Below are 22,741 nucleotides of genomic sequence, written 5' to 3'. Positions count from 1 at the left end.
CAGCACGCAAGGAAAACTTATACCAGTAGCACGCTGGCATAGCTGTATCGTTTTTATATGGGATTGACCATACCACTCTTAATCCAACTGCCCTGTCTTGCCTGCCAGCATATCGTGCCAATACCGGTAGTCTGGCATCGCGGTCGCCACCGTTTGCCAAAACTCATGGCTATGGTTGGCATGATGCAGGTGACACAGCTCATGGACGATGACATATTCGGTGCATTCAAGCGGATAGGCAGGCAGATATACAGATAGCCAAATACGACGCGCGCGCGTGTTGCAGCTGCCCCAGCGCGTATGCATCTTTTTTAGGCGTATCTCATTGGCATAGGCACCGACCACAGGTTGCCATTTGTCAAACAAGGACGGCATGATAGCCGCAAGCTGCTCACGGTAATAGGCCAATTTTTTATCATGGCTGAGTGTGATAGATTGCTCGGCACCCCAAAGTAAAATAGGACTGTCGGCCGTTGAAGAGTGTGCTAAAGGACGGTGTTTACGCTGGTGCTGCTCTAAGACCTGTTCGTGATTGTCGATTGCCCAAGACACACGCTTGGCAATGGCTTGCTCGATTTGCGCGCTACTGATAAAAGCCGGTGCGGAGACCATCAATGTGTAAGGCTTTAAGCGAAAATTGATGTTTTTGACGCGCTTTTTATGAACTTGTAGCTCTATTCCTGCCTGCGCAAGATGTTGTCTCACCATATGTAAACTGATGGCCTGTCTCCTTACATACTTACATTCTTGCTTTATTATTTAGCACTTATCGCCGTTACAGCGCTTGTAAATGATTGTCAAAAGACATTTTATGCCACTTGCTATCGATCCTCATTTGCCAAGCGGTATCTAGCGATGTGCTGGCGGCTGACGCCGCTGTCGGTGCCGACTTCACTTCTAATGTCGTTAGCTGCCCTTGCCCATCACTCACGATAAAGCCTGCTTTTTTCTCATTAGCCAACACCGACGCGCCCGCACAATCTGGCAAACTGACATCATCAATCAACTGCCGCGTATTTAAATCATAAATCACTGTACAGCCGCCAATTGGGGTGGTGACGCATAGTAAATCATGTACACTGTCGACGGCGACGCTGGCGATATACTGATGAAAGCGCTGCCACTCATCATCAGGCATGGTGAGCGGCTCGAGGTCAGCATCGCCGCGCTGATGCGTCAGTACCAAGGGCACGTTGATATGCTTATCTCCTTGAAACTGAATACCAATCATCACCGTGCCATCGTCATGCATGGCGAGATGACGCACGCTCATCTGATTGTGCGCTGGGATGACCTGCTCCAGCAACGCGCCAGTGTGACGATTGAGATACACCAATGATGGACGCATGCTATCGAGGTTTAGCTCTTCACGAGAGGCACGCTCGGTTTTGATACCGCCATTAGCGATCACCAGTGTGTCGCCATCAGGATGCATGACCAGCTCATGTGGGCCGATACCAAAAGCATCAAATTCTGCGATTTTCTGATAGCCATTAGTCGCATCATAGACACCGATTTTGCCATCGAGGCTCACCGTATCATTTTCGGTCACATACAAACGCTGGGCATCTAAGCTATAGCAGGCATGACCATAAAAATGTCGATGGTTTGCCGCTTGAATGGCTGTCTTGACCTGCCCTGTGGCAGTATCAAGCACCCAAAACTTCTCACTCGGGCGACGCCCCATCACCACAACATCACGGCGCTGCTGATGATTGCTTTTATGGTATTGCATATCGTACTGGGTATCTGTATCAAACACTCCATCGACAAACGGCTGTACGACGATATCATGGACACGCTCAGGCATGGTGGTCTGCCAAACGATCTGTCTATCAGCGTCTATACCGACGACGCCAAAGTCATTGTCAGACTGTCCCTCAGTGTGGTCAGTGGCAGTGAGATTTTTTGGCATAGACGCCACCCCACTCACCCAGCACACGGGGCGTGCCATCATGGTGGTGGTATGCACAGCAGCCAAATCAGATATAACGTTATTATCATTGTTATCTGAATAAGGCTGCTGATAGGCTCGCTGCCATGTCACCGCCGCCTGCTGGCAAGCATGACAAAAGCGTGCTAGCTTTGACCACTTAGGCTGCGCCGACGGCTGTGGCACTAAGCTACTGCTCAACTGCCATGTCTGCCACTGCCCGCGGACACCGATCACGTAATCTTGCAAGCTTGCATCGGGCTGCCGGCGTTTACGATAATGATGATGGACAGCGACCAGCGCCGCCGTACCTGTGACGCTAGCGAGCGTCGTCGTGACAGCGGATGTCAGTCGCTCATGGCGAGACTGGTTGCCTTCGTGCAACAGTAAGGCTCGGGTATGGGTATCGTCGTTACGCTTACGCATTATTTAATCGCCATCGGTACTATTAAAACCCACACGGATACCGAGTGTCGGTATCAGCTGGCGCTTAATGATACGGGTAATGGTGGTCAGATGGTCATACAATTCTTGCTGCGTTGCTTTATCAGCCGTGGCGATATCCTCTGGCATCTGCGCCAATAGCGTGGTGGCATCTGCTAAGGCAGTCGATAGCGTATCAGCGACGTTGTTTTCATTATTACTGCCGAGGATTGCCGTCAGGACAGGGTCGGTCAGCGCCTCATTTAACGTGGCTAATTTGGCATTGATAATGGCGCGGCTTTGGCCAGCAGTGGCGGCTGGCACATGACCTTTGGCTTTGCCGGTCAGTCCCAAAGGCTGGTCAATGGCGTTAGATTTCATGGTCTCAACCAATGACAATAACGAATTGAACCATTGGTTTAGGCCCTGATCGCTATCGGCTGTTTTATCAATCGCCAACAGCGTTGTCGCGTTTTTTTGCCAGTCTTTTTCGATGTTTTGTAGGCGCGTACTCAAGGCATCACTGGCGCTTATCACATAAGCACATTGCCCCGCATCCAAGCGATCATTGGCGTACAGTGCTTCTTCTAGCCCTGGCACCCCTTGTACGATAGCACTCTCATCAGCGAGCTGCGCTGCGGTGAGCTTTGGATTGGCTGCGATCAAATCAGCCACACCGCTATGCACCAGCCCGCGCTCATCAGGATAGTAGTTGATATATAGATTGCTCATGCTAGCGGTGGCAGGCCCAAAGTTGATCATCTCAGCGCGCGCCCACGCTTGTGCCAGCACCAGCCACTGATCCCGCAGCGCTTGCAGCTCATCACCGCTGACTGCGTCTGACTGACAGTGCTTTTGTGCCAGCTCATGCAGCAGCTCACTTTGACGCGCCGCATCGGCATAGGCAGGAGTGACGAGGTCACCTGCCACATGGGTCAGATAAGTCTTTTCTGTCTCAGCGCTGATATCGACAGCAGCGATACGCTCTGTCCTGTTATTTTTATCATCTACAGACGGCGTAGCGGCGCTATCTTGCGCGACTTCTTGACCCTCAGAGTCTGGCGCTTTGTTTTCATCTGCAGGTTTGACGCAGCTGATCAGCAGGCCTGCACTCAAAGCAGACAGTGCCATTGCTACAGCAGGGTTTATTTTCATAAGTTTCTCGGTATTTATATGAGTGATTTTGTCAATTGTTTATTGGTCATTTGCTAAGAGCGCACCCTTTGCCCACAAGCCTTTTGTCACGCAATTTATAGCGACTGCAAGAACGCTGTCAATTCAGCCCGCCCTTGCTTGTCTAACTTTAATACTTTTTGTTTTTGTTTTTCGGCCTCGCCGCCGTGCCATAGTACTGCTTCCATCAAGGTGCGAGCACGCCCATCATGCAAAAACGTCGCTTGCGGATCGACCGTTTGGGCAAGACCAATACCCCATAAAGCCGGCGTTCGCCACTCATAAGAGTTGGCCAAAAACTCTACTTGCGCGTCTTTGGGCGGCAGCTTACCAGCGATCGTCCGATCGGCAAGCTCGCCGCCCATATCATGCAGCAGCAAATCAGTATAAGGATAAATCACTTGTCCGTGCTGCTCAAGATGGTCATCGTCGGTTTTTGGCAACTGATAGCGCGGGGTATGACAACTTTGGCAGCCCATATCATAAAAGCGTTTTTTGCCGGCGAGCACCAGCTCATCCTCGGCATTGCGGCGATGCGGGACAGCCAGATTGCGCGTATAAAACTCCACAAACTTGGCCACCTCGTCATTGACTTCCACCGGTGGCTTACCATCGCCTTGCTCATCAGCGCCCGTGGTTGCATTGACACACGCCGTTTGCGCAGGCATGCAGGATTCATGAGGACGGATGTTTGAGGTCAGCCCCATGTCTTCATTAAAAGCACTTTGGTTCTGTGTCAAAAGCTTGGTTTGTCCTGCTTTCCAGCCAAAGCGTCCCAACGCGGTTTTGCCCGTCTGTGGATCCATGACCCAGTTAAACTTACCACTGATATCAGCGCTGTCATTATCGACGGCTTGTTTTTTGATATCGTCATCAGGTATTTGTTCCAACAGCCCAAGCCCAATCATCGGCAAGGCCACGCGCGGCGATACCATCATCTCATCATCAAACGCGCCATAGCCAGGGCTAGTCAGATGAAAGGTGGGCGCGCGCAGGGTTTCGACGTGACCATCAGCGAAAGTGACGGGCTTGTCTGTCCACTGTACCGCGATTCTTGCTTCAGCAGGTACGCCCTGAATACCGCGATCTTGTAGCTGGCCGCCATACATCGGATGCACGACTTTTTCGATCAGCGAGTTTTGCAGCTGCGCTCGCTCCTCATCGGTGGTCGCTGGCATCGCCAAACGAATCAGCAAGCTGTCGGCATCGTCCTCACTACTCATCGGTGCGTGGCCACGGCCATCTTTGATATGGCACGATTGACAAGCCGCGACGTTAAACAATGCCCCCAGACCATCACGGCTATCGGTACTGGCAGGTGCGACCACCCACGGCTGACGAAAAAACGCATTACCAATAAAAAAACTGCCCTTACGCGAGGCCGACAGATTGGATGAGGGTTTGGAGTAACTCTCGCTACTGGTGATGCTAATACCCGTGTCGCCGCCTTGTTTGATCTCTTGCGGGTCAAATGTCACCAGCTGCTGCATCGGCACGCCAGCCAGCGATTCCACGGTTTGCGTACGTTTGGGCGTCAAAGCGGACGCGCCCTCACCACTTGCAACGGCAGTGTCATTGGTGTTTTTATTGATCGATGCGCTGTCTGACTTGCTATCCGTGGGCTGACAAGCGCTGATGGCGATTACACCTACGACGGTAAGCGCAAGTTTAAACGATGTACCTTGTAAGCTTGAAGAAAAGAAAGGGAAAGCAGAGGACTTGGTATGAATGGAGCTCATAGGAGTTGCCTTAGTTCTCAAGTAGAACCATTAAAATGGCTGGCTATAACAGTATTTTTTCTTATCAATATAACGGTATAAAAATACATCGACGCTATAAATCAACGCCTGACCTATTTTATTGCACGTAAAAATACGTTGCTAACGGTCGTTAACAACGCATGTATTATATATAACTTGCACTTTTACAAACATATCTTTCGTCAGCTTTTCATGACTTGTAAAACATAATCGACATCATGAAATTATTCTATGTGAGAGAAGTTAATCGCTTAAAACTGTGAGCCAGCGTCCGCGTCTAAGTTATCGATACCGACTGCTTTTGCCGCATTTTCGATACCATCTGTTAGCGCTTGCAGACTTGTGATACCCGCCTCGATCCAGCCACGGCGTTTGTTTTGCTCTTCTGCTGAGATGTCATGCTTGCTCGCTTGGCCGACCGTTGCAATCATCTGGTCGACCTTGATGCCTTCTTTTTCGCCTTTTTCTACGATGACATTAAAAGCGTCTTCGACCTTTTTAAAGTCAGCAGTCAGCTTATCAGCCGCTTCTTGATGACCACTATCGATCAGATAGTTTTTGACACCGTAGCCACCGATGGTTTTGCCAGCGACAGTCTTATAGCTGCCATTAAAGACGTTTTGGATGCCGCGTGCGTTATTGGCATAGCTTAGGTGAGTTAAGTCACTAAAGCACTCGTGCTCATCTTCAGTAGAGCCCGTCACAAACGCGACCTGCATGCGCTCAGAGGCCAGCTCACCTAAGGCCAAGCTGCCCATTTGATACATGATTTGACGTAGGCCATTGTCGTATTTACGCGCCATCAGATCGCTACGTAGAGTATTTTCGCTCTCAGGCTGCCACTCGGCTTCCATCGCTGTGAGGTCGTCTACCAGCAACTGCGCTGCCGCTTTTAAGAACTCGCCGCGACGCTCACAGATACTGGCGTCTTCATTGACCGTATCACCGCTGGTACATTGCCCAGCTTCGGTGACATAGTCAGTCACAGGGCGCTCGCCTGCCCCTGCGCTGACGCCGTTGGTGTCTTGGCCCCATAGCATAAACTCAATCGCATGATAGCCTGTGGTGACATTGGCTTCACTACCGCCGATCTCATTCATATCTGCCAGTAGCTCAGGTGTAATACTGCTGGTGTCTTGTTTGATACTACCGACCGTGATGCTGTCGCTATTGATGATATTGTCTTGGCTGTTGTACTCGCCTTCGTAACTATCGCTGACATAGTCGATCAAAGCTTCATCAAGTGGCCACGCATTGACCTGACCTTCCCAGCCATCGACGCTACCGATGGCGCGCTTATCATTGGCCGTCACAAACCCTTCATCAAAACGGAAAACCTCTGTCTGAGAGTATGGCTGACGCGCCGTTTTGTAAGCTGCTTTTGCCGCCTCTAGATTGGCCTCGGTGGGCGTGTCTACATAAGTTTCTACCGCTTTTTGTAGCGCTTTAGCCGTCTCAAGTGAGTCTTTGTAGGCGGCATGAGCCATATTGGCATAGCTGATTACCAGTCTGTCAGTATGTGCCTGATCGGTCGCCGATAGCTCGCCGCTGTCCGCTGACTCTGCGCTTTGTACTTCTGTTTGACCCTCTGCACTTGTCTCAGCATTTTCGTCGGTTTGTTTGGTACAACCCGACACCATTAATAACCCTGCCAGCGCAGCAGCCAAAGCGGTGGGGAAAATCTTACGGCTCGTTCCTGTGGTAATCGTCATACATATCCTCAAAGATATTACAAAAGAAAAATCGTCGTCAGTGTCACAGCGCATACTGACTTTATCTATATATCATAATGTAGATAAAGTCAGTATCAGTTATTGCGCTTATGTTACGGCACTTATCTAAAACCTCTATGAATTATAGGGTTATTGATAATCATTATCAATATTTAATTTTACATCAGCATTCACGGCGATGGCGATAGTCTGATATTAGGCATAAAAAAAGCCAGCAATTCGCTGACTCTTTTATGATCGATCTACTTATTATAATTATTTACTTATCGATAGAACGATAAATTAGTTAACGCTCTGTGGCGAGTTGATGGTCAACTCAACGCGGCGGTTTTGCTGGCGACCATAGTCGGTGCTGTTGTCCGCAACTGGGCGGGACTCGCCGTAAGCCACTACATTGATACGGTTAGAAGACACACCGCGTGCTGTTAGGTAGTTGGCTACTGAATAAGCGCGGTCACGTGATAGACCCATGTTATAAGAGGCTGAACCGCGGCTGTCTGTATGACCTGCGATGTTTACCGTGGTCTTGTTGTACTGGTTCATGGTAGAAGCCAGCTTATCAAGTGTGGGCTTGAAAGATGAGCTTAGGGTCGCATCATCAAAAGCAAAGGTGATGTTACCTGGCATGACAAGGTCGATGTTGCCTGTATTTGGGTTTTGCTCAACCGTTACGCCTGTACCTGCCATTTGCTGCTCAAGCTGCTTGGCTTGACGCTCCATGTAGTAACCGACGCCAGCACCCAATGCAGCACCGATAGCCGCATCACGGCCAGTCTTATCGCCGCCAGTCGCTTTCGATACTACCGCGCCGCCCGCTGCACCCGCTAGCGTACCTAGAGCGGTTTTGTTTAGACGCTGTTGTCCGGTGTTAGGGTCAGTGGTACAACCGCTTAATGCCAAGCCTGAAGCCACTGCCGCAATCATTAATTTGTTACGCATAATATTTCCTCTTAAGTTTAAACCATTAAAATGACAAATAAATTGTGCTTTTTATAAAGATTTTTCCATTAATCTCATTTAGGTGCTTGTATACACTCATCATTATTATGGCAATTACAATCTCATTATGTGTAATATTTTGTCACACCTATGTATGAGAAATGCAGAATATACTATTAAAAAAGACAGGGTTTTGCGCGGTTTTCTTCCGCTGCGATATTTTTTACTCATGAGCACTGATAATCATAAAAAAGACTCTTTACCGACAAAATCATTCGCTCTCACGCCGACTATCAGCCTCATCTCAAAACTTGTTATCGCAAGTCACGTTTACACTCGTACACTATGAGTGCTTTCTGCTAAAATCACTTCGTATATGAACTTACTTCACCACACCTTTTGTCTTAAGCGGTGGACCATAAATATCCCAACAATACCGATTGAAAAGGATTTAGCATGCGACTGACATCTACTATCAAAAAAATACATAAGCGTAGCCCTAAACTCGGAAAAGCGGTCTCGCTTGCGACGGCGACGGGCGTCATTGCAGCCAACAGCTTTGGTGGTAGTATTCCTTTATGGTTAATGGGCGTGGGCAAAATCATCACCGGCGCGCCGATCGCCGATAAAACCGTCATCAAAATCGCCAACCACTGGATCAGTAGCAATAATGCCTTAATTGATAATATGTTGCCGCGTAAGGACTGGCGGATCAGCCTGCCCGACGACGTTAATACTGAGGGCAAATATCTGCTCATTAGCAACCATCAGTCTTGGGTCGATACCAGCATTGTCCAATACATCAGCGAAAAACGCTTGCCGCTCACACGGTTTTTTACCAAGTTTGAGCTGATTTATATCCCAATCGTGGGTCAGGCATTTTACTTTTTGGACTTCCCAATGATGCGCCGACATTCAAAAGAAGCAGTGGCAAAAAACCCTGCCCTAAAAGGCCAAGACATCGAGGAAGCCAAACGTGCCTGCGCGTTGTTAAAAGACAAGCCCTTCACGTTGTTAAATTACCTAGAGGGCACGCGCTTTACCCAAGCCAAACACGAACAGCAAAAATCTCCTTATACACATTTGCTCAAACCACGCGCCGGCGGACTTTCTTTAGCCATCAATGCACTGGGCAGTGAGATGGATGGCCTGCTGGATATGACCATCGTGTATCCTGATGGCGTCCCTACCTACAGCGATCTGTGGAAAGGCAATATCAAACGCTTAGGCGTTGACGTCAGATACCTAGACATCCCAGCTGAGCTGTTTGCTGGGATTAAGCGCGGCGGCTACGAAAACGATGAGCAAGTAAAAGCACAAATGTTTGCGTGGATTGAGCAAGTCTGGCGCGACAAAGATCAGCGCATCAGCGACATGTTAGCAGATTTTGAGCACAACCCTGCCGCTGACCATACTTCATAATACTTGAGTACTTCATAATACTTGAATGCTGCATGATGGCTAAATAGCAGTCAAATCACTAGTGGCTGGTCTTGCGCGGCGAGCCACACTATCGGCATTCACGTATCGTTTTTATTGCAAGCGACCGATATCATAAAAGATGGGTTGTTTTTTAGTCCTATTCATTGATAATGTGAGTCATGATCCGCTGATGGTGTGATGATGGTGAGGATGTATGTATCGTACGCCGTCTATCTCACTTATGCTTTGTACCATTTATCATTAATAAGGTCTGACTGTGCCCGCCTCATCTACTCCTAGCTCGCAGCTGAACACAGCACCTGTGCCCAATCAGTCAACTCGGCTGCCTGATCATCCGCCGCCTAGTCACCCCAATCGGCCGAAGCCAAACCGCGCAAAGCTGGCTTATGATATTGTGATGATCGTGGCCATCAGTATTGATCTGTTGCTGATCAGTATCGATGCGATTTTGATGAGCAATTTTAGCAGTCATGTCGCAGAGTGGCTGCGCATCAGTGAGGCGCTGCTTTGGTATCAAAACACCTTACACGACCCCTTGCGTACCGCTGGTGGGTTTTTTACGATATTTTTGATCGCAGAGCTGTTGCTACGCTGGGCGATTGCAATCAAAGACAACGTATATTATCGCTGGTTCTTTTTTCCTTTTGTGCATTGGTATGAAGTGCTTGGCTGTTTTCCGCAGCTGCGCGCGCTGCGCTTGTTTCGTGCTGTCATCATTGGTCGCCGTCTGTATCAGCTCGGCTATCAAGTACTGCCGCAGCCTTGGATCAATCGCATCAAGTTTTATATTGACCTCTTATTAGAAGAGCTGTCTGATCGCGTGATACTGACTACCATCCAAAACTTTCGGCAGCAGCTGACCAATCCTGAAACACACAAATCCTTTATCGAGTCCACGATAGCACGCAATCGTCGTGAGATAGAAGCTGCGGTACTCTCCGTCCTGCGCACAGAGCTGGTGCCCAAACTACAGGCACTAACTGCAGCCTCAGGCGGCGGCAGCATTCTCGCCCGTGAGATGGGCGGCGCTATAGAAGAAGGCTTGGCCAATACGCCTGAGCTGCGTCGTTATCTGCGCATGATACCCATCGCTGGCAGCCTGATTGAGTCACAGCTACAGCATGTCGGGCACAATATTGGGGAAAACGTCGTGTACGCCCTCAATAAACGTCTGCTAGACCCTGAGCGCTTAGATGAGTTGATGGTGGCCATTGCCAGTGGTATTGCACAAATAGACACCGACAACAGCGCACTGGACACTTTAGTCTCTAGTATTATCGACGATAGTTTGACGGAGTTTGAAGCACAGGTAAAAGTACAGCAGTGGAAACATCAAGACATGCTCAACCTTTGAGCGATACGTTTAACCATCAGCCCAATGCCAGATAAAGACTGGTACCACACAGCATCACTGAGTCATACAGCGTATGACACGACAATACATAGTACGGTAAAGACAGCGACAAGATTATCTCTTGAGGATTGATATATGACAGTTTTAGATAATGGCACCCAAGGCCCAAGCGCCGCACCAGCGTTGGCGTTTTATGGCAAGATGCTGACCTTTTCGCGTTTGCAGTTTGGCACAGATGATCTCAGTGCTATCGAAGCTCAGCTTGCAGCCACACTCAGCGGTAAATCGAGCAATATCCCAGTCCTTATCGATAGCGAGGTCGAGCAGGATCTCTCTGCTTTGGTAGAGCTACTATGGTCGTGGGGACTACAGCCCATCGGTGTCGTCACAGGTTTGCTGGATGCACAGGCGCGTGAGCTGCGTTTGGCCATTTTTCCTGCTGATGGCAAGCGTATTGAACGCATTTTACCGAGCAAAAAACCAGCGACCCAGCGTCAGCAAGTCACCGCAGACCAACCTGCCGAATCAAGCATGGCCAGCAGTCCAGAAGACAACGCCGCGACAGATAGCACCGCTACCACTGAGACAACGCTCGCTGATGTTGCCGCTGAGACATTGGTCAGCGCTGAGCAAATCACCAGCCTTATTTATGACCAAATGCTACGCTCAGGCCAAAGCCTCAATCATGTGGGCGGCGATTTGATTTTGACCAATAGCGTCAATAGCGGCGCTGAAGCCATCACTGACAACAGCCTACACGTATATGGGCGTGCGCAAGGCCGTCTGGTAGCAGGTGCCACCGGCGACAAAGACGCGCGTATCTTCTGTCAAGTCTTTAACCCCTCATTGGTATCGGTCGCTGGCACTTACTGCCTGCGCGACAACCTACCTGAGCACGTGATCGACAAATCAGTACAAGTGCGGTTTGTCGAAGGAGAAGGTTTAGTATTTACAGTCATGGATGATGTATAGCGCTAGTAGACAAAAATGCCAGCCGCAATACCAGCAGCTCTGGCTTGTAAACGTCTGCGCAAATAGAAACATGGCTGGCGACAAATAATGCTACGATATTGGCAGTCTCGCTATAGATAATGACCGCTTTAATAGTACTGTAAGTTTATTTAACAAAACTGCTCTATGATGAATTGCTGGCTCTGCCACTATTTACCCTATTCATCAGCGCTCGTTATATCATCTATTAAGGCGTTTATGTTACGCCGGTCTATAGGTGGTAGAGAGGTGCCATAGCACGAGTCATAGTGGTATTGATGTTGGTATTGAACTCGGTATCGTCGTTTAGATATAAATACACTGGCATCTGATGGTGTGCAGGGCGACTGATACAGATTGTTTACTGCCGTATAGACTTGCTATAAATTTTTGTTTATTTATGCTAGGCTACTTTCGCAGGTAGTGCTTATATTTACAGTGAACGATATAAGCGTGCGCTATTTTTTATAATAGATATCCCATTGATTCATAGGAGTGTGCCATTGTGGCGAAGATAGTTGTCATCACTTCAGGTAAAGGCGGCGTGGGCAAAACCACGACAAGTGCCTCTTTTGCCGCCGGTTTAGCATTGCGTGGTTATAAGACGGTCGTTATCGATTTTGATGTAGGTCTACGTAATCTAGACTTAATCATGGGTTGCGAAAATCGAATCGTGTACGACTTTGTCGATGTGATCAACGGCAATGCCCGTTTGTCGCAAGCGCTTGTCAAAGACAAACAGCTTGAAAACTTGTATATCCTTCCTGCCAGTCAAACGCGTGATAAAGACGCTTTGACAGATGAGGGCGTGAGCGAGGTCATGTCTGAGCTGTCTAAGCAGTTTGACTATATCATCTGCGACTCGCCTGCTGGTATCGAGCGCGGCGCGCAGCTGGCCATGTATCATGCTGATGAAGCCATCATCGTCACCAACCCTGAGATTTCCTCGGTTCGTGACTCAGATCGCATTATTGGTATTTTACAAAGCCAAACAAAAAAAGTTGCAGAAAACCAAGGCTCTGTCCGTGAGCATTTGGTCATCACGCGCTACAATCCTGAACGTGCAGCAGCAAATGAGATGATGGACATTGACACCATCTCTAATGATATTTTAAAAGTACCATTGCTCGGTGTGGTGCCCGAAAGCCACTCTGTCCTAGAAGCCTCTAACCATGGTGAGCCTGTGATTCATTATGGCGATTCGGTTGCTGGTCAATGTTATGATGACATCGTTGCCCGCTTTTTGGGTGAAGAGCGTCCGCTGCGTCATATCGATGTGAAGAAAAAGAGTCTACTACAGCGCTGGTTTGGGAGTTAATAATGAGTAAGAAAAAAGGATTTTGGAGTAGCCTATTTGGTACTGATGACAGCAGTAGTGCTGGTAGCGCCAACTTAGCCACTGAGCGTCTTAAGGTCATCGTTGCAAGCGAAAACCGCCTAAACAGTCGCCTCACCGTCGATCGCATCGAAAAAATGAAGCGTGAAATACTAGAGGTGGTCAATAAATACGTCAATGGTGTACAGATTGATGATGTCAATATCAATCATCGCTCCGAAGACAGCTTAGACGTCTTAGAAATGAACATCAATTTGCCTGAGCACAAAAGATAAGTCTGGCAGTACAGCGCCTTTTATCAGCGATTTTGTGACGCATACGAAAAAGCCCTAAGCATCTTACTTAGGGCTTTTCTATGTGGCAATCTGACGGGTGACTTTTAGCAAGTGATATGACATTACTCATATGAGACGAGCTTCTGTTATACCTCGTTGCGTCAGTCCATCACCTACGCTGCATACGCTTAATATCGATGCTCAGTGTGCTTATTTCATACGAGCGAGCAGGTTGTCTTTTTTGACAAACTGATGATACAACGCTGCAGCGATATGTAGCAATGTAAAGGCGATAATCATCGGCCAAATGATATCGGTATGCATGTCATTAAAAAAACGCGCCAAGCTTCTATCTGGTGTGACAAACACCGGAATCTGAAACAAACCAAAAATATCTACCGGTCTGCCACCATATACAGACATCAACAAACCCGCCAACGGCATCGCGATCAATGTGGCATACAAGGCAAAGTGCGACAGTTTAGAGACCCACAACTGCCAAGCTGGCATGGGCAGTGCTGGCGGCGCTTTGGTAAAGACACGGTTAATCACCCGCGCAATCATCCAAAACAATAAACTGACCCCAAACGCCTTATGCAAGCCGATATAAAGATTGCTATCGAGGTTTTCGTATAACAATATCAGAAGCCAAGTGATTAGCAATAAAACCGCACTAATCCAATGAAACACGCGACTAGTGACTGACCACTTGGACATATTTGACTGTGTGTTATTCATGAGCTGCTCTATTACCCTTATCGCTATTTATGACAGTGATTGGTTGACAATGCACACAAGGAAAATGAATAGCCGTAGGTTTGTACCTATTTTAAAACCGATTAACGATACCAATCGAACGCTAGCTGTCCATCTCCACCAACTGATGCGCGATTTTTTCTAAATCAGGCACCACATAAACAGTGTTCTCAATCATCACCGTTTGAAAAAGGTAGGATAGCATACCCTCTGCCGTAAAGCGTCCCTCAGCGTTAATTTTATCCGCGCTGTCAGAGTCGGCAAAATACGCCTGCCTATCTGTATCTTTCACATCAGAGATGCCCACTTGGCGCTGATACAACTGACCTGACGTCTGGAGCGCCATGCGATGCTCTATGGTGTTACCTTCTAGTATAATCATCTTATCAGGCGTTTGTTCTTGCGTGAGCAGATCAAACACAGGCAATACTTGCTGCTGCCAATGATAGCTGGAGGCGCGCTCATGAGTGTCCTCAATGCTCAAAATCAGACCGCTTGGAATAATCCAATCAGGCTGATTAAAAGCGGAGACAAAAGTGACATCCAGCATACCGTGGTTTGTGGTCAGCAAGCTGACTGCTTCAAACGAGTGTCGTAAAATTTGTTTCATACATCGCTCACAGTAAGTTAACGCAAAGAGGCCGTCGCCTTTTCACCAATATAGTCGGTAAGTTTTTGTGCCAATTGGACAGGGCTGCCGACAAAACCACAATAACCTGAATCAATGATGGCCTGCGGTTGGCTCGGACAAGCACTCAAGCTTGGCTCTTGTGCCCATAATTGGCTGCCATTATCTTGAATAAGATCCAAGTATTGCGAGCCATCATCCCCCATACCTGAAAATATGATATTGATAAGCTCACTGCCGTACACATCGCTGGTATTTTTTAAAATCTGGCCAATAGCTGGTTTGTATTCACCATCCCAAGGCTGCTCTAGCAGTATCACCCGCCCAGTAGAGTCACAGACTATCTGCTTGTCTATAGGGGCTATCAGACATTGACCAGCTCGCAGACGCTGCGATGAGGTGATGACCTGACAGCGCCACTCGTTGTGGCGATTTAAAATACGTGGCAGCGTACCAATCATGGTTTGGTTAAAATGATGCGCGAGTAAAATACAAATCGGTAGCGTGGGCGATAAGTTATCCAAAAACTCTTTTACCGCGCTCGGCCCGCCCATAGAGGCACCCAAAAACACCACATAATGCCAGTAGTTATCAGTATCATCGCTTTTATAGACAGGCGTATGCACCAACACGGGCAATGCCAGCATCTGCGCCAGCTTACGCTTTAGTTTACGCTGCCATTTAGCATACAGCTGCGCTTCATTGAGATAAGGGGCTTGACTAAATCCCACCAGCACGGCGGCAGGTTTGGAAGCAGCCGTCACCGTCGCCATATCATCATCATAGTCGCTATCGATCAGCCAAATGTCTATTTCGGCCTCAAAAAGTGCGGTTTTTTTTTGCAATTGCGCGCGCGATACACAGTCTATTAGTGCAAAACCGCAGCTACGAACTGTGTCTGAAAACGCCATGCGCTGATGATGGTCTTCGGCCACCACCAGCACCTTTATATTTGCTTTTGTCTTCCCTGTTAGTGCCAAAACACCTGCATTATCCTTCATAAGTTAAGCTGACCTCATCGCCCAGCAGTCTCTGGATTTTATTAAGCAGCTGTTTTTCTTGAAACGGTTTGCCCATATAGTCATTTACCCCAATCTCTAAGGCGCGCTGACGATGCTTTTCACCAGTACGCGAGGTGATCATAATGATTGGAATATGCTGTAAGCGCTGGTTGTTTCTGACTTGTGTTGCCACCTCAAAGCCATCCATCCGCGGCATCTCAATATCGAGCAATATCATATCTGGCGTGGTTTCTTGTAGTATTTCGATAGCATCGATACCATCTTTGGCAAGTGCTACATTGAAACCTTGACGCTCTAAGAAACGAGAGGTCACTTTACGTACCGTGACTGAGTCATCCACCACCAGTACTGTCGGTTTTGACTGAGTGCCGCTAGGCTTGGTCACGTTTTTGACCCTTGGGGCATTTCGCATTAGGGCAATCAAGTCCAAAATCGGCATGACCGAGCCATCACCCATGATGGTCGCCGCCGAAACGCCTGAGAGGTTGGATAGCTGCTGTCCCAGTGGTTTGACGACCACTTCAATACGTGAGCCTGCAATCTGATCGACCTGTAAGGCGATGTTTTGTCCCGTGCGGTTTTTGATGATAATCAGGGGTAGGCTAGTGTTGGTATTGACCATCAGCTCGTTGAGCTTATTACCCGAGAGAATCTCGTTGAGATAACGCACGCGGTAATCATTCCCTTCAAACGCTAACGTGGCGTCGTTGGACTGATAATACTCATAAAGTTTTTCTGGGTTGATACGCACCACACGCTCGATCTGCACCAGTGGAATGGCGTAGTAGCGATCGGCTGCACGTACGACCAGCGCATCAGACACGGCAACTGTCAGTGGTAAGCGCATGGTAAAGCGTGACCCTTTGCCCAGCTCCGACACCACGGTGACCGCCCCGCCCAACTGGCGAATCTCACTGATCACCACATCCATACCAACGCCGCGGCCTGAGATTTGCGTCACTTGCTTACTGGTACTCAAGCCGGCATTAAAGATATATTGCATGATATCGACATCAGTCAGGCTATCGTCATTGGCATCGATAAGGCCTTGAGAAATGGCTTTGTTGCGTACGGCTTCTACATCAATACCGCGGCCATCATCCGATAATTGAATGACGACTTCACTTCCTTCACGGTGCACCTCTAAAGTGATATGACCGCTACGCTCTTTGCCTGCTTTGAGTCGAGCCGAGGTGTTTTCGATACCGTGGTCGACAGCGTTACGCAGCATGTGCTCAAGCGGTGAGGTAATCCGCTCCAAAATGGTTCTATCCATCTCGTCATCAGCGTTGATAATGGTCAATTCTACAGACTTATTAAGCTCATTTGCAGTCTGACGAACGACTCGCTCCAGACGCGGGGTCAAGCGCGTAAACGGCACCATACGCGAGTTCATCAAACCGTCCTGTAGCTCGGTTTGTGTACGTGCCAGTTGCAGCAGCAAGCTTTCGCTATCACGGGTTTTTTCTAATAAAGTGTGGTTAATATCGACCAAATCCGAGGCCGACTCTGACAATGATTTGGACAGCTGATTGAGTGACGAGTACTGATCCATCTCCAATGGGTCAAAGCCTTCATTATTAATCAGCTCGTCATCGATTTGCGACAAGATCTGCGCTTCAAGCTCCGTCTCCATACGGCGCAGCTGATCGGCCAAGCGCTGTACGGTAATGCCCATCTCTTCGATACTGTTGGTCAAGCTGCTCATGCCCATATCGATACGAGCACGGTTGATCGCAGACTCACCCGATAGGTTGATCATATGCTCAATCAAGCCACCTGAGATACGAATCATCTCATTGCTGCTGGCGCTCTGCTCTTCCTCATCGGTCTCTGCAAACATCGATGGCATCTGACTGATGTCTTTTTCTAGATATTGTGAATCTTGTGCTTCTTTTGCCAGCAAGATCGCAGTACGCTGTGCTTGCAGCGACTCTTTTGGTACTTGTTTTAAGCCATTAGGGTTTTTACCAAACTGCTGTAGCGCTTCAATCAGTAGCGTCGGCGTTGGCGGGTTGACCTGTAGGCTTAGCATAAATACCGCATCTGCCAGCCAGTCGTGACAAGCAACGATCAATGCCTGAGCTTTTTCGGTTGCAGGACGGCGACGGCTGGCAAAGTTTTTATACGTCGCTTCTAGCTCATAAGCCAAGTCAGCGATGCCGCTGGCGCCGACCATTTTGGCACCACCTGTGATGGTATGCAGATCACGCTGTAGCGACTGTAACGCCACGGTATCTTCGGCATCTTGTAAAAACACTTGCAAATGTCGGTTTTGGTTGGTCAGCTCTTCTGCTTCTTCTAAAAACACCGCCAAAAGATCAGGATCAGGCAAGCCATTGGCCCATGATTGCTTGATCATGGTATCTAAGCTGACCGTGTCTGCTACTTCATGGCTCTGCTGGGTATTGTCAGCCTGTGCTTGGGTGTCGGCGTCGAAGTGGTTGGTCGGTGCTGGTATGATCAGCTCAACCACCGCTGGCAATGTGTCTGCTTTTTCAAACTGTTGTAACTGTTCAATCAGTTCTGTAGCAAAAAACGACTGCTGATGGCGAACGATATGCATGACTTGCAATGACATGGTGTCCTGCACCATTTGCATAATCTTTAGCCACTGTGCGGTTGGTGTTTTCCTGTTTTCTACAAAGGCTTCATAAATGCTCTCCGCCTCGTGGGTCAGGTCGCCAATACTGCTAATACCCGCCATTCTTGCGCCACCTTTGATGGTGTGTAGGTGACGCTGCAATACTTTAAGCGCGTTGATATTGGTGATATCGGCACGCCACTTACTAAAGCTTTCATCCAGCGCGTCATCTAGCTCTTGCGCTTCTTCTAAGAAGATCTCAAGCAGCTCTACATCGGTATCGATCGGTTCAAGCTGCAGCTCGGGTGCAGCAACCGTGCGAACCATCGACTCGGCATCATCGCCGTCATCGAAGCCAGCAAGCGCCTGCAACTCATGTAGCACTTGCGGGTCGACCTTTAATGAAGTGCTGCCAGCGAGTGCATCAAACAAGCCGACCAATTGCGCGTGGCCAGCGAGTAATACCGCCTGCACCTCTGCTTGTTTTGCCGATTCCGGATGCCGCTGTAGATAAGCATAAGCGTGCGCCAAACCGCCAAGGATAGCAGTGAATTTTGGAAATTCTTGGGCTTTATTGGTGAGGTATTTGATTTGGCGAATTTGCTGCTCTATATAGCGCTGAGCCTGCGAGATATCCCCCTGACTTAGCGCCTCCTCTAGCTCCCACTCAGCGTCTAATAACTCATCAATATTGTCATCCAACAACTGCTCAATCGTTGGCTTATTGTCGGAGGCCGTCTGATCGTCATGGATGAGATACTGCTCACCAAGCATGGCTTGCAATGACGCAATATCTTGCTGGCTTTGGGCATCTTCCACCGAGACATCAGATTGTTGAACGTTTTGCTTATAATTCGTTAGATAGCCATTGATCAGCATAGCTGACCGTGCCAACGCCTCTAAATGCAGCGGCGTCATCGCGGTGTCTTGCTGTTGTAGCAGCTCTAAACTATGCTCTATCGTCGCACTCACGTCACTGATCGCCGCTAACGCACTAGAGCCTGATGCGCCGCGCAGCGTATGAAAGGCTCGCACAATCTCATCGGTCACCTCAATCTGAGGCTGATCTCGATGCGTGGCAACAAACTGCTCAATGTCTTGTAATAACGCTTCGGCTTCATCGATGAAAATCTCACAGAAGGCTTGCTCTTCTTCGCTCTGCGGCGTCAAAATCACCGGTGCTTCTGCCATCATTTCATTGACAGAGGTAAGCGATTGCAAGGTACTATCTATCTCTATGGTCGCTACAGCGTCCCTTGCGGCACTGTCATGACTGTCATCACCATCTTCATAGTCGCTCGCAGCCTCAATCTCATCGGCATCAGTCTCATCCCACCGCTCTGAAGCTAAGGCCAAGTCGTCTTTGTGAATATCAGACGCAGGCGTACTACCCGTTTGCGCCAGTAAGGCTGGGTAACTAAATTCCTGAGATTTTTGTTTGCTATAGGCGTTGGCACAGGCAATCCATAACGGTATCAGTGCTGGATACTCTTGACCACCTTGCTCAAAGGTAGCGAGCATCGCTGGGTAAGCGGCTAATACATCAGCCATTAGCTGAGTGATATCTGCTGTCACCTCAATACTGCGATCTAGCACACGATTGAGCATATTTTCAATGGCCCAAGCCAGCTCAGCGCTATAGTTGGCCCCGACCATACGGCCTGAGCCTTTTAGGGTATGGAAGCCGCGGCGAATATCTGTCAAGGCATCTAGGTCAGTAGGAGACATGCGCCAGTTTTCGTACAAAGGCACGATTTCGCTCAATACCTCATCGGCCTCTTCGATAAATATCTCTTTAATATCAGGGTCTGCATCATTGGCATCGGCTGGTAGCTGTTCCGTATCTGGCATAAAGGGCGCAAGCACTGCTGGAACCTCAAGATCAAACAAAGATACCGTTTCGCCGCGCGCTTCGGTATCGACTATATCCATACCGATCTCATCAGACGCAGCGGCATCATTACTCTGTGATGCAGCGACGTCAGCTGCCGCGCGCGCTTCATCAGCCAGCATTTCCGTCTCAGTCACTGACTCGGTGTCAGAGATGGCCAATCCAGCGTCGACAGGTTGTCCGGTCAATAGATTACGGCTTTGCAGTATTGTGATAGCAGGATCCACACTTGGCGGCCGTTTGGCTTGAAAGTCGGCGACCAGAGTGGGCAGATGCGTTGTGGTTTGCGTGACCAGAGTTACCACGTCTTCGGTGACGGGCAAGGTTTTGTCCAACAATCGATTCAGCAAGTTTTCGATAGACCAAGCCATCTCACTGATGCTAAAAGCCCCCACCATGCGCCCTGAGCCTTTTAGAGTATGAAAACCTCTGCGCACTTCTGTCAAGGGTGTCAAATCCTGTGAGTCTTGCTGCCAAATAGGCAAAAAGTCTTTTAAATCAGCGATCACTTCTGTGACTTCTTCGATAAATATCTCGCGGATATCGGCATCTGCCTCAAAGCTATCAGGCTGCAGCTGCGTACGAGCCTCGGCCAATGCCTCACTATCCTTATGCGTAGCGCTGTCATCGTGCACGTTGTCATCACGCACGTTGTCATCCTCTGGCGCATCATCGGATGGCTGAGCAGATAGATCATGACTGGCAGGAGCAATCTCACCGCTGTCATCATAGCGCAGCACGTCAGTTGCGGCAGGTGTCTGGGTATGAAAAGTATCACTAACCATCTCTGGTGCCTCAATATAAGCATCAAGCAGTGCTTCTGCTCTGGCCGTATGCTCACTTGCGAGCGTTAATAGTTGCTGATCAAAAACCTGCTGAGCCAGATAATCTAACAACAGCTCAATTGACGTCAGTGCTTCGGCCAAGGCTTGCGTCACATCCCAGCTCAGCGCATCAATCTCATGCGTTTTTAGCTGGCTAAAGATATGCGCGATCTGATCGGTGGTTTGGCAGATCGTTGGCAACCCCATATCATCAAAGGCTTGAGCGATTTTTGCAAAGTCAGCAGTCGTCGGTAGCAGCTGCACCTCTTGACGCTGTATATACTCATTAAAGTTTTGCTTGACGTCTTCGACAGCGATGCGCAGCTCACGCAGCTCTTCACCCGCCGACACAGCATCAGCACTTGTGACGGGTTGCTCGTTGGCACTGGCAAGTACATCAGAAAAAGGAACAAACGCGGCGGCCTCACCAATCTTTTGCGAGATTACTTGCTCCGTATTGTAAATGGCGCTATATAGCTCTTGCAGCTTTTGTTCAATTTGCCATTGTACTTGGGTCAGCGCCGCCTCAGACGCCAGCGCTTGCTCTATCTCGGTCAGTATTTCTGCCACTTGTGCGGCATAATATGTCCAACCACGCCCCTCCAGCTGGGTTTGTATCTTTTGCAGCGGATATAACAGTGTGGTTGGCTTGTCTAAATGAAAAACCAAAGTCTCAAGCTCACTCAATATACGCGGTAAAAAACGCGACTCTACCGCCGAGCTTTGGGGCAAGTTGCTCAGTAGCGACTGCGTATTGTCACTGCTTTGGTCGAGACCACTTAGCTCGATATAAATATTGGTTATAAGGCTTTTGATGACACTTGGCATAGGCGGTGTTTGCTGCACAAAAGCGTCAATGATCTGCTCAAGCTCGCTTAACAGAGGGGCATACTGCTTAGGCAACGGAGCGGTGTTTTGCGCAAGCTCACTAAACCACAACTCGGTCAAGTACCAAAGCCGCTGCAAGTCTTCATCTTGGCTCGTCTGCCGCAGGTATTGGCTGACTTTTTCTAGCGGGGTTAATAACGGCGGCTGATTACTATTAGCACTTAACAGCACCTGTACTTGTTGTCGCCAGACGAGCAATAACTGCTGGTATTGCTGCTCATCTAGATGCTCGGTGACGTCATCTGTTCGCACAGGTACGGCCAGCTCAAACCCATCCACAGCCGCATCTGTGTCAGTTTTTTGATGCAATGCGCCTTGCTGAATAGCGCTGGATGCCAATGATGACCCACTAGCCGCTCCCAATTGCGTTAGCACCTCAAGCAGCTGCTCCGCGGCGGCCGTGATTGGGGCGACATGGTAACTGCCAATGCGAGCATACTGATTTAGCGCGCGCTGCAACAATCGGTGCACAAGCTGACCCACGCGGCGCGCCTCACTAGCTAGGCCATCGCGGCCACCAACTTCTGCTAATGCGCTGAGCTTGTATGCCAGATCTGCCAATGCCGGTAGATTGCTCATGATGAGCGCGCCACCGAGCTGATGATAGGACGCGACCATGTGCTCATAATTGATGGGATCAGCGTCTAATTGCCAGCCATCTGATACCTGTGATAATTGCTGATTAAACAGAGGGAGCAACCACTCAAGCGTCACTATGTCATTGGGCTGGTTTTTCATAGGGTCATCCTAACTCGTCTAGGCACTAATTTTGCCACTCATGAAGGCACG

General features: G+C 48.9%; 15 protein-coding genes. 5 read left to right on the top strand and 10 right to left on the bottom strand.

The features are described 5' to 3' along the window. Nucleotides 1-78 precede the first annotated feature (78 nt). The 6 genes from AADH33_RS02115 to AADH33_RS02090 form a co-directional block, all read right to left on the bottom strand. A complete protein-coding gene (locus AADH33_RS02115; protein ID WP_348549405.1) occupies nucleotides 79-708 on the bottom strand; it encodes a M48 family metallopeptidase in 630 nt (209 codons plus the stop codon). 67 nt (nucleotides 709-775) lie between these two features. Continuing rightward, nucleotides 776-2,359 carry a DUF1513 domain-containing protein gene (locus tag AADH33_RS02110; RefSeq protein WP_348549404.1) on the bottom strand — a complete coding sequence of 528 codons (1,584 nt, stop codon included), beginning with the start codon at nucleotides 2,357-2,359 and terminating at the stop codon, nucleotides 776-778. Between the two features lie 3 nt (nucleotides 2,360-2,362). Further along, nucleotides 2,363-3,511, bottom strand: a complete 1,149-nt coding sequence (locus tag AADH33_RS02105; RefSeq protein ID WP_348549403.1) for an imelysin family protein — start codon at nucleotides 3,509-3,511, stop codon at nucleotides 2,363-2,365. Between the two features lie 95 nt (nucleotides 3,512-3,606). Then, nucleotides 3,607-5,268 (bottom strand): di-heme oxidoreductase family protein, encoded by a 1,662-nt coding sequence (locus tag AADH33_RS02100; RefSeq protein WP_348549402.1) that lies wholly within the window; start codon nucleotides 5,266-5,268, stop codon nucleotides 3,607-3,609. A 272-nt stretch (nucleotides 5,269-5,540) separates the two neighbouring features. Beyond that, nucleotides 5,541-7,001: an imelysin family protein gene (locus AADH33_RS02095; protein WP_348549401.1), complete on the bottom strand. Its 1,461-nt coding sequence runs from the start codon at nucleotides 6,999-7,001 to the stop codon at nucleotides 5,541-5,543. 303 nt (nucleotides 7,002-7,304) lie between these two features. Further along, nucleotides 7,305-7,961, bottom strand: coding sequence for an OmpA family protein (locus tag AADH33_RS02090; protein ID WP_075100400.1), 657 nt, complete (start codon nucleotides 7,959-7,961; stop codon nucleotides 7,305-7,307). 456 nt (nucleotides 7,962-8,417) lie between these two features. On the opposite strand from AADH33_RS02090, the gene AADH33_RS02085 reads away from it, so the two are divergent. From AADH33_RS02085 to minE, 5 genes are all read left to right on the top strand, one after another. Next, nucleotides 8,418-9,383 carry an acyltransferase gene (locus tag AADH33_RS02085; protein ID WP_075100399.1) on the top strand — a complete coding sequence of 322 codons (966 nt, stop codon included), beginning with the start codon at nucleotides 8,418-8,420 and terminating at the stop codon, nucleotides 9,381-9,383. Nucleotides 9,384-9,660: 277 nt separating this feature from the next. Continuing rightward, a complete protein-coding gene (locus AADH33_RS02080) occupies nucleotides 9,661-10,758 on the top strand; it encodes a hypothetical protein (RefSeq protein WP_348549400.1) in 1,098 nt (365 codons plus the stop codon). 135 nt (nucleotides 10,759-10,893) lie between these two features. Then, complete coding sequence (gene minC, locus AADH33_RS02075) at nucleotides 10,894-11,730, top strand: septum site-determining protein MinC (RefSeq protein ID WP_348549399.1); 837 nt, start codon at nucleotides 10,894-10,896, stop codon at nucleotides 11,728-11,730. Nucleotides 11,731-12,253: 523 nt separating this feature from the next. Then, nucleotides 12,254-13,066, top strand: a complete 813-nt coding sequence (gene minD / locus AADH33_RS02070; RefSeq protein WP_075100396.1) for a septum site-determining protein MinD — start codon at nucleotides 12,254-12,256, stop codon at nucleotides 13,064-13,066. Between the two features lie 2 nt (nucleotides 13,067-13,068). Beyond that, nucleotides 13,069-13,359 carry a cell division topological specificity factor MinE gene (gene minE / locus AADH33_RS02065; RefSeq protein ID WP_075100395.1) on the top strand — a complete coding sequence of 97 codons (291 nt, stop codon included), beginning with the start codon at nucleotides 13,069-13,071 and terminating at the stop codon, nucleotides 13,357-13,359. 210 nt (nucleotides 13,360-13,569) lie between these two features. Here the strand turns inward: minE and AADH33_RS02060 are convergent, their stop codons facing one another. From AADH33_RS02060 to AADH33_RS02045, 4 genes are all read right to left on the bottom strand, one after another. Beyond that, the gene (locus AADH33_RS02060) at nucleotides 13,570-14,097 is read right to left on the bottom strand and encodes a cytochrome b (protein WP_075100394.1); all 528 of its coding nucleotides are present in this window, start codon (nucleotides 14,095-14,097) and stop codon (nucleotides 13,570-13,572) included. Nucleotides 14,098-14,218: 121 nt separating this feature from the next. Next, nucleotides 14,219-14,725 carry a hypothetical protein gene (locus AADH33_RS02055; protein ID WP_348549398.1) on the bottom strand — a complete coding sequence of 169 codons (507 nt, stop codon included), beginning with the start codon at nucleotides 14,723-14,725 and terminating at the stop codon, nucleotides 14,219-14,221. Nucleotides 14,726-14,742: 17 nt separating this feature from the next. Further along, on the bottom strand, nucleotides 14,743-15,744 hold the full coding sequence (locus tag AADH33_RS02050) for a chemotaxis protein CheB (RefSeq protein ID WP_348549397.1): 1,002 nt from the start codon (nucleotides 15,742-15,744) through the stop codon (nucleotides 14,743-14,745). Continuing rightward, complete coding sequence (locus AADH33_RS02045) at nucleotides 15,734-22,690, bottom strand: Hpt domain-containing protein (protein ID WP_348549396.1); 6,957 nt, start codon at nucleotides 22,688-22,690, stop codon at nucleotides 15,734-15,736. The genes AADH33_RS02050 and AADH33_RS02045 overlap by 11 nt, the downstream gene beginning before the upstream one ends. Nucleotides 22,691-22,741: the final 51 nt, after the last annotated feature.

The sequence above is a fragment of the Psychrobacter sp. KFRI-CH2-11 genome, assembly GCF_038239325.1.
In the GTDB taxonomy this organism is placed as follows: Bacteria; Pseudomonadota; Gammaproteobacteria; order Pseudomonadales; family Moraxellaceae; genus Psychrobacter; species Psychrobacter celer.
Note: the sequence above shows the minus strand (reverse complement) of the source record. Positions and strands in the feature narration are given on the sequence as shown.